Raw genomic sequence first — 5,784 nt, forward strand, 5'->3', positions numbered from 1 at the left:
CCCCAGAAGGGAACTGCTGCCGCAAAGGCCAAGGGGACAATCCATTTGTTCATCTGCAAACCTTTTCCTCGAGGCGACGCTGCGCAGTTCGAATAACTCACCATCCGCGCAGGTTTTAGCCCTTCCCGGTAACGAGTGCGTTATGCCGCGCCACCGGCTCATCCTGGGTCTAATCGGTGTGATCAGTCATGTCCGTGCCTGAAACGCCCCTTCGATGCGCCGAAATAGCAGGCCGGCGCGCGAAAACGGACTGCTGGTAAAGAAGGACGCTAAGGCGGCTAGACGACTGAAAATAGGCCTTTTCGGATAGGTCCTTGGGAACGGCAGTCTCCTGAGAAGTGCTCGGTGCCTTTCTTGACAAAAGGTCGCGACGAGTGCGGCTTTGCGCTGCTCCAGTGGGAAGTCTGTCAAAGCATCGACGAGATGTCAGACGCCCCGGTGGGATAGGCGAACATCGTGTCCTTGAGTTGGTCGGCCGTCAGCCCGTGCCGCACGGCCAAGGTGAAGACATTGATGACCTCGTCGGCGTGCGGTCCTAGCAGGTGCGCGCCCAGGATGCGCTCGCTGCCTTCCTCCACCAGAACCTTGTAACCCGTGACGGATTCCGCCTGTTGGCGCGTCGAAAACCAGTCGGGCGTCCGATTGCACTGCATGCGGAACTTCAGCCCCCGTTCATGAGCTTCGGATTCGTCCAGCCCAACTCGGGCAAGGGGCGGCAGGGTGAAGGCGACCGAAGGAACGCCCTTGTAGTTCGGCGTGCGGTGATTGCCTTCCAGCAGGTTCGCCACAACCACCTTGCCGTCGTGATTGGACACGGGCGTAAGCGGCGGGCCCATCTGGGCAATGTCGCCGGCGGCATAGACGGCCGGGTTCGACGTGCTTTGCAGGTATTCGTTGAGGGCCAGCTTGCCGTCCCGCAGTTCCACCCCACCGGCCTTGAGGTCGAGCGGCTCGAAGTCGGGCTTGCGGCCAGCGGCATGCACGACCATGTCCGCTTCGAAGGTCTCAGAGCCGCCGCCGCTGGCTGCAGTGATGCGAAAGGTATCGCCGGTCTTCTCGATACGCTTGACCTCGGTGCCGGTGTGCAGGGTCACGCCGATCTCTTCGTACTTCTCCATCAGCCATCCGACCAGGTCCGGATCGAAGCCCTTGAGCATCCGGTCGCCGTGCTGGAGGATCGTGACCTCGGCCCCGGCTCGCGCGGCGATATGGGAGAACTCGGCGGCGATATAGCCTCCACCGACCAGCAGGATCCGGCGCGGCAGGTCTTCCATCTCAAGGAAGCCCTCGTTGTCGATCAGGTGCTCCTCGCCGGGGATGCCCAGCTTCATCGGCTCTGCCCCGGTCACCAGAACGATGTGCCTGGCCTCCAGTGTTTCGCCATCGACCTCAACAGCATTCGGGCCAACGAAGCGAGCCCGCCCGTGGAAGGTCGCGATGCCGCTTTCGGAGAAGCCCTTCTCCTTCTTGTCCGGCACCGGGTCCGTAAAGCTGCGCTTGAACGCCAGCAGTTCGTGCCAGTCGATCCGCACGTCGCCCTCGACTCCCTTGCCGTGCATCCGGCGGGCGTGGTCGGCGGCAGAGGTGCCCCCAATCAGCATCTTTTTGGGATCGCAGCCGCGAAGCGCACAGGTGCCGCCATAGGGTCGGAAATCGGTTACCGCAACGCTTCGGCCCGTGGCGCTGACGCGCTTTGCCACGGTGGTCGCAGCGGTTCCGCTGCCGATGACGATCACGTCGTAAGTTTTGGCCATTAGGATCCCTGAACCCAGCCGCCCTCACAAAAAGCTTTCGCCTCCTGACTCTCCAGACAGATGGCTACAATTCCGAGAGGGCGCCGCCTTCTAGATTTGTTTCCGCGCTGTTCATCGAACGACATTATGTCCTGCAGGTTCCGTAGCGCTCGCCGCAGCCGGAAGGCCGGAGCGCTCCGGCAGTCCGACGCACGGATAACGGCAGGCGAGCCTCACCCCGCGCAGCAGCTCAATAAGGCGACGTCCTTGTCGAAGGTCTGCGCCGCGAGCTTCAGGCCCTCGACGGTCGTCAGATAGGGGAAGATCGTCTCGCCGAGGGCCTTCGTCGTCATGCAAGCCTTCAGCGCCATGACCAGCGTCTGGATGGTATCGGAGCCTTCAGGCGCGATGATCTGTCCGCCGAGCAGCCGGTCCGTCTCCCGGTCAGCCACAAGCTTGATGAGTCCGCGCGTATCGCGTGCCGTCTGGGCCCGCGGCACCTGGTCGAGCGGCAGCACCGAGGTCTTCACATCGTGACCCGCATCGCGCGCCTGTCGCTCGCTGAGGCCGACGCCGGCCACCTGCGGATCGGTAAAGACCACCCAAGGCATTGTGCTGTTGTTATATTGCTCTCCGGCATCCGTCACGGCGTTGCGGGCCGCGATCTTGGCGCCGTATGCCGCCATGTAGACGAACTGGTCGCGGTTCGTAACGTCGCCGGCAGCATAGATGCCGGGGCACGAGGTCTGCATGTCTCGCCCCACGACGATCCCGCCGCGGCTGTCAGTTTGCACGCCCGCCTCCTCGAGGCCGAGATCTCCGGTATTGGCCTGACGACCGGCGGTGATGACGATCCGCTCCGCCGTGACGTCCTTCTTGGCCCCCTCTTGCGTGATCCGCAGGGTGATGCCTCCTTCCGATTTGCTGACGCTGCCATACTGCAGGCCGGTCAGGAGGGTGATGCCCTCGGCCTCGAAAGCCTCCGACAAAGCTTCGGAGACTTCCGGCTCGGCGCCCGGCAACAGGCGAGAGCGCGCCACGAGGGTCACCTTGACGCCCATCCGTGCCATCATCTGCGCCAGCTCCGCGCCGATATAACCTGCTCCCACGAAAATCAGGCTTTCAGGCAGGGTCACCAGTTCGAGAAGCGAGGCGCTGTCGAGAGGCTCCACATCCTCGATCCCGCGAAGCGCCGGGACGAGCGGACGACTCCCCGTGGCGATCAGCGTCTTGGGGGCCGTGATCTTGCGTCCTCCCACCTCAATGCCGCCATCGACCACTATCGCCGGACCCTCGTCGATGTAGTCGATTCCCTCATAGGCCGGCAGAAGATCTGCGTATTTCTTCTGGCGCAATTTTGCGACCAGATCGTCCTTGCCGGCGACGAGGCGGGACCAGTCGTCAACCTGCGCCGCGCCTGACAGGCCGGGAAAGCGCGCGGCGGCGCGCGCGCCGTGCAGAGCTTCGGCCGCACGGATCATGGCCTTGGAGGGCACGCAGCCGAAGTTGACGCAGGTCCCTCCGATCGTCCCGTGGCCCACGAGCGCGACGCGCTTGCCAGCCTCGGCGGCCGTGATCGAGGCGGAGAAACCGGCGGAGCCGGCTCCCACGACGATGAGGTCGTAGGCGCCGTTTTCGTTCGAGCAGCAGTCTTTCATGGATCAAGTCACTTTCGTCGTCGGATCAGCCTTCGGCTTGGCGAAGACCAGATAAAGAATGGCGCCGATCGCCACCAAAGGCGTGGCCATCGAGAACAGGCCCATGAGAAGGCCGATGGGAGAACAGCAGGCAGCCGCCATCATGGTCGGACCTCCTTGGTAAAGTGATTGAGGTAGAGAGCGTAGGCACCGGTCAGCGCAGCGGCGAGGAGCGAAAGGGTCAACGCCCCGCGGAACTCCAGAACGATGCCCGATACCGAGAGCAGCACTGCGATGAGTGTTGCCCAGATTTTCGGGGAGGGTCCGGGACGCGCGGTGCGCAGCCACAGTGCCTGCGCGACGACCGCGGGGCTGACGAACAGCAACGGGAACAGCGCGTAATCCAGCCAGCCCATTACCGCCGACAGGCCTGCGCCAGCCAGCACGACAACCAGAAGCGGCGTGAAACAGCAGAGCGCCGCGAACAGCGGGCCGCCTAGGCCGCCCCTCAGCAAGCGGTTCGCTTGGGCCTTGTCCGGCTGCTTTGCTGGCCCATTCGGATGATCGGAATCCGGCCTCACGAGCCCTCACCACCCATCGGGCCTTCAAGAAGCGCTGCCGGGTAGCCGTTCTTTTCAACTGCCGCGATGAGCGCGTCGGTGGAGGTTATCTCGTCGTCGAAACGAACCGTATACACCCCCTCGCTCGCGTCCTTGCCTTCAACGAAATCCTCGATCACCACGCTTTCAACGGATTTCAGCGAGTTGCCCACGATGAACGAGCACGAGGGACAGGTCAGCCCGCCGACCTCGAGCCGGACGACCTGCTCGGCGGCGGAGGCAGGGGCGGCGAAAAGGACAGACAGCGCCAGAGCGCCAGGAAGGATGTTTTTCATGTCAGGGTTCCTTCAGAACGAGAGGATGTAGGGCGAAGCGTAGGGGAACAGCATGGCGACCAGAATTAGCGCAGCCGCCACCCAGAGCACGGCGCGCATCGCAGTCCGGTTCAGCGGGCGGGCGCAGCTGCCATCTGCGCAGCGGATCGGCTGGTAGGCCCTGTAAAAACCATAGCCCAGGAACGCGGCGGCAATGCCGAAGGTATACCACTTGTAGGCGTAGAGAGCGCCCATCTGGGCGATGAAAACTCCGCTGATCCCGAAGCTGACAAGCACCAGTGGCAGGATGCAGCAGGATGTCATGACCAGTGCGCCAAGCGCCGCCAAGGCGGTGGTGGTCCAGCCTCGGCCTTCCGGGACGTTGGACGCATCCCCCGGCGATGCAGATTCCGTGGTGTCCATGCAGTGTCTCCTTGCGATCATCTGCTAGGAGTCATAGGGTCTGTAGGACATACAGGCTCAAGGGGTTTCCGAATGGGAAAGGGTCACGCTTCCGTGAAGGCGATGCAGCGGGGCGCCCTCGCTCGGGCGACGGGATGCAATCTGGAGACCATCCGCTACTACGAGACGATCGGCGTCATGCCCGATCCGCCTCGGGACCCGAACGGCTATCGCAAGTACGGTGAAGATCATGTGCGTCGGCTTCGCTTCATCACGCGCGCCCGAGCGCTGGGGTTCTCTCTCGATGAGATTAAGGGCCTGCTAAGCCTCGTCGATAGCCATAGCCAGACGTGTGCTGAAGTGGAGGGTGTCGCCGCAGCTCATCTGAAGGAAGTGCGGGACAAGATTGCCGATCTGCAGCGGATCGAAAAGGCATTGAGCGACACGGTAGCCCAGTGCAGTGGAGCTCAGATTCCTGATTGCCCGGTGCTCGATGCGCTTTTGATTTGAACACCACCATGGCAGCATGTGTGGGGCCACCAGCTGCACTCCTCGTAGCAGACGTTTTAGAACTAGAATGACAGCTTTTGGCGAATGTGGCGCATAGCGATGAAAGGAGGGGCCGACTGCTGCCTGTCCGGTTGTGGGCAGCTGAAGTTAAATTGCGGACACGGCGTTACCCTGCGTGCAAAGGCATGACGCACGGTCGAGAGACTGAGAACTAACTAAGGCCCGTCGGCTAGGCCACCGGAAACATGACCCTGGAAACGAGCATCCATACAGCCATTGCAACCATCATCAGGTTTTCAGTGAGCGACACAAAGCCGAGCGGCACATTGCTTGAGCCCCCAACGCAGGCGCATTTGAGCTCACGCCGATCAATATAGACCGCCTTGAATACAGACACCGCTCCCACGGTACCGATAGCGAGCGCGATCGGAACCGAGAGCCACATTAACGCCCCGGATATCATCAGGAGCCCCGCAAGGGCCTCCGCATACGGGTAAATGTAGCTGTAGGGCACCCATTTGCGCGCAAGAAGATCGTAATTGAGAAACATGGTGCTGAACCGCTCGACGTCCTGGAGTTTGAGCAGGGCAAGCGCCACCATCGAAAAGCTGATGAACCACTCAAGCGC

At 62.3% G+C, this 5,784-nt stretch carries 8 protein-coding genes; 1 reads left to right on the plus strand and 7 read right to left on the minus strand.

Features of this window, described 5'->3' with window-relative positions:
* Window positions 1–407 precede the first annotated feature (407 nt).
* The 6 genes from GGR20_RS18225 to GGR20_RS18250 form a co-directional block, all read right to left on the minus strand.
* Window positions 408–1,754, minus strand: a complete 1,347-nt coding sequence (locus tag GGR20_RS18225) for a dihydrolipoyl dehydrogenase family protein (protein ID WP_183312784.1) — start codon at window positions 1,752–1,754, stop codon at window positions 408–410.
* A 212-nt stretch (window positions 1,755–1,966) separates the two neighbouring features.
* Window positions 1,967–3,391 (minus strand): mercury(II) reductase, encoded by a 1,425-nt coding sequence (merA, locus tag GGR20_RS18230; protein ID WP_183312785.1) that lies wholly within the window; start codon window positions 3,389–3,391, stop codon window positions 1,967–1,969.
* Window positions 3,392–3,394: 3 nt separating this feature from the next.
* Window positions 3,395–3,535: a hypothetical protein gene (locus GGR20_RS18235; RefSeq protein WP_183312786.1), complete on the minus strand. Its 141-nt coding sequence runs from the start codon at window positions 3,533–3,535 to the stop codon at window positions 3,395–3,397.
* Complete coding sequence (merF, locus tag GGR20_RS18240) at window positions 3,532–3,951, minus strand: mercury resistance system transport protein MerF (RefSeq protein ID WP_183312787.1); 420 nt, start codon at window positions 3,949–3,951, stop codon at window positions 3,532–3,534. Before merF ends, GGR20_RS18235 begins: the two co-directional genes overlap by 4 nt.
* Window positions 3,948–4,265, minus strand: a complete 318-nt coding sequence (locus GGR20_RS18245) for a heavy-metal-associated domain-containing protein (RefSeq protein WP_210283251.1) — start codon at window positions 4,263–4,265, stop codon at window positions 3,948–3,950. Before GGR20_RS18245 ends, merF begins: the two co-directional genes overlap by 4 nt.
* A gap of 12 nt (window positions 4,266–4,277) precedes the next feature.
* Entirely contained in the window at window positions 4,278–4,667 is a 390-nt protein-coding gene (locus GGR20_RS18250) for a mercuric transporter MerT family protein (protein WP_183312788.1), read from the minus strand.
* A 72-nt stretch (window positions 4,668–4,739) separates the two neighbouring features.
* Here GGR20_RS18250 and GGR20_RS18255 point away from each other — a divergent pair, with 72 nt between their 5' ends.
* Window positions 4,740–5,156 (plus strand): MerR family transcriptional regulator, encoded by a 417-nt coding sequence (locus tag GGR20_RS18255; RefSeq protein ID WP_183312789.1) that lies wholly within the window; start codon window positions 4,740–4,742, stop codon window positions 5,154–5,156.
* A 229-nt stretch (window positions 5,157–5,385) separates the two neighbouring features.
* Here GGR20_RS18255 and GGR20_RS18260 read toward each other — a convergent pair.
* The coding region (locus GGR20_RS18260; protein ID WP_276511963.1) for a MauE/DoxX family redox-associated membrane protein at window positions 5,386–5,784 on the minus strand (399 nt) is incomplete at its 5' end.

Source organism: Devosia subaequoris, from assembly GCF_014197055.1.
In the GTDB taxonomy this organism is placed as follows: Bacteria; Pseudomonadota; Alphaproteobacteria; order Rhizobiales; family Devosiaceae; genus Devosia; species Devosia subaequoris.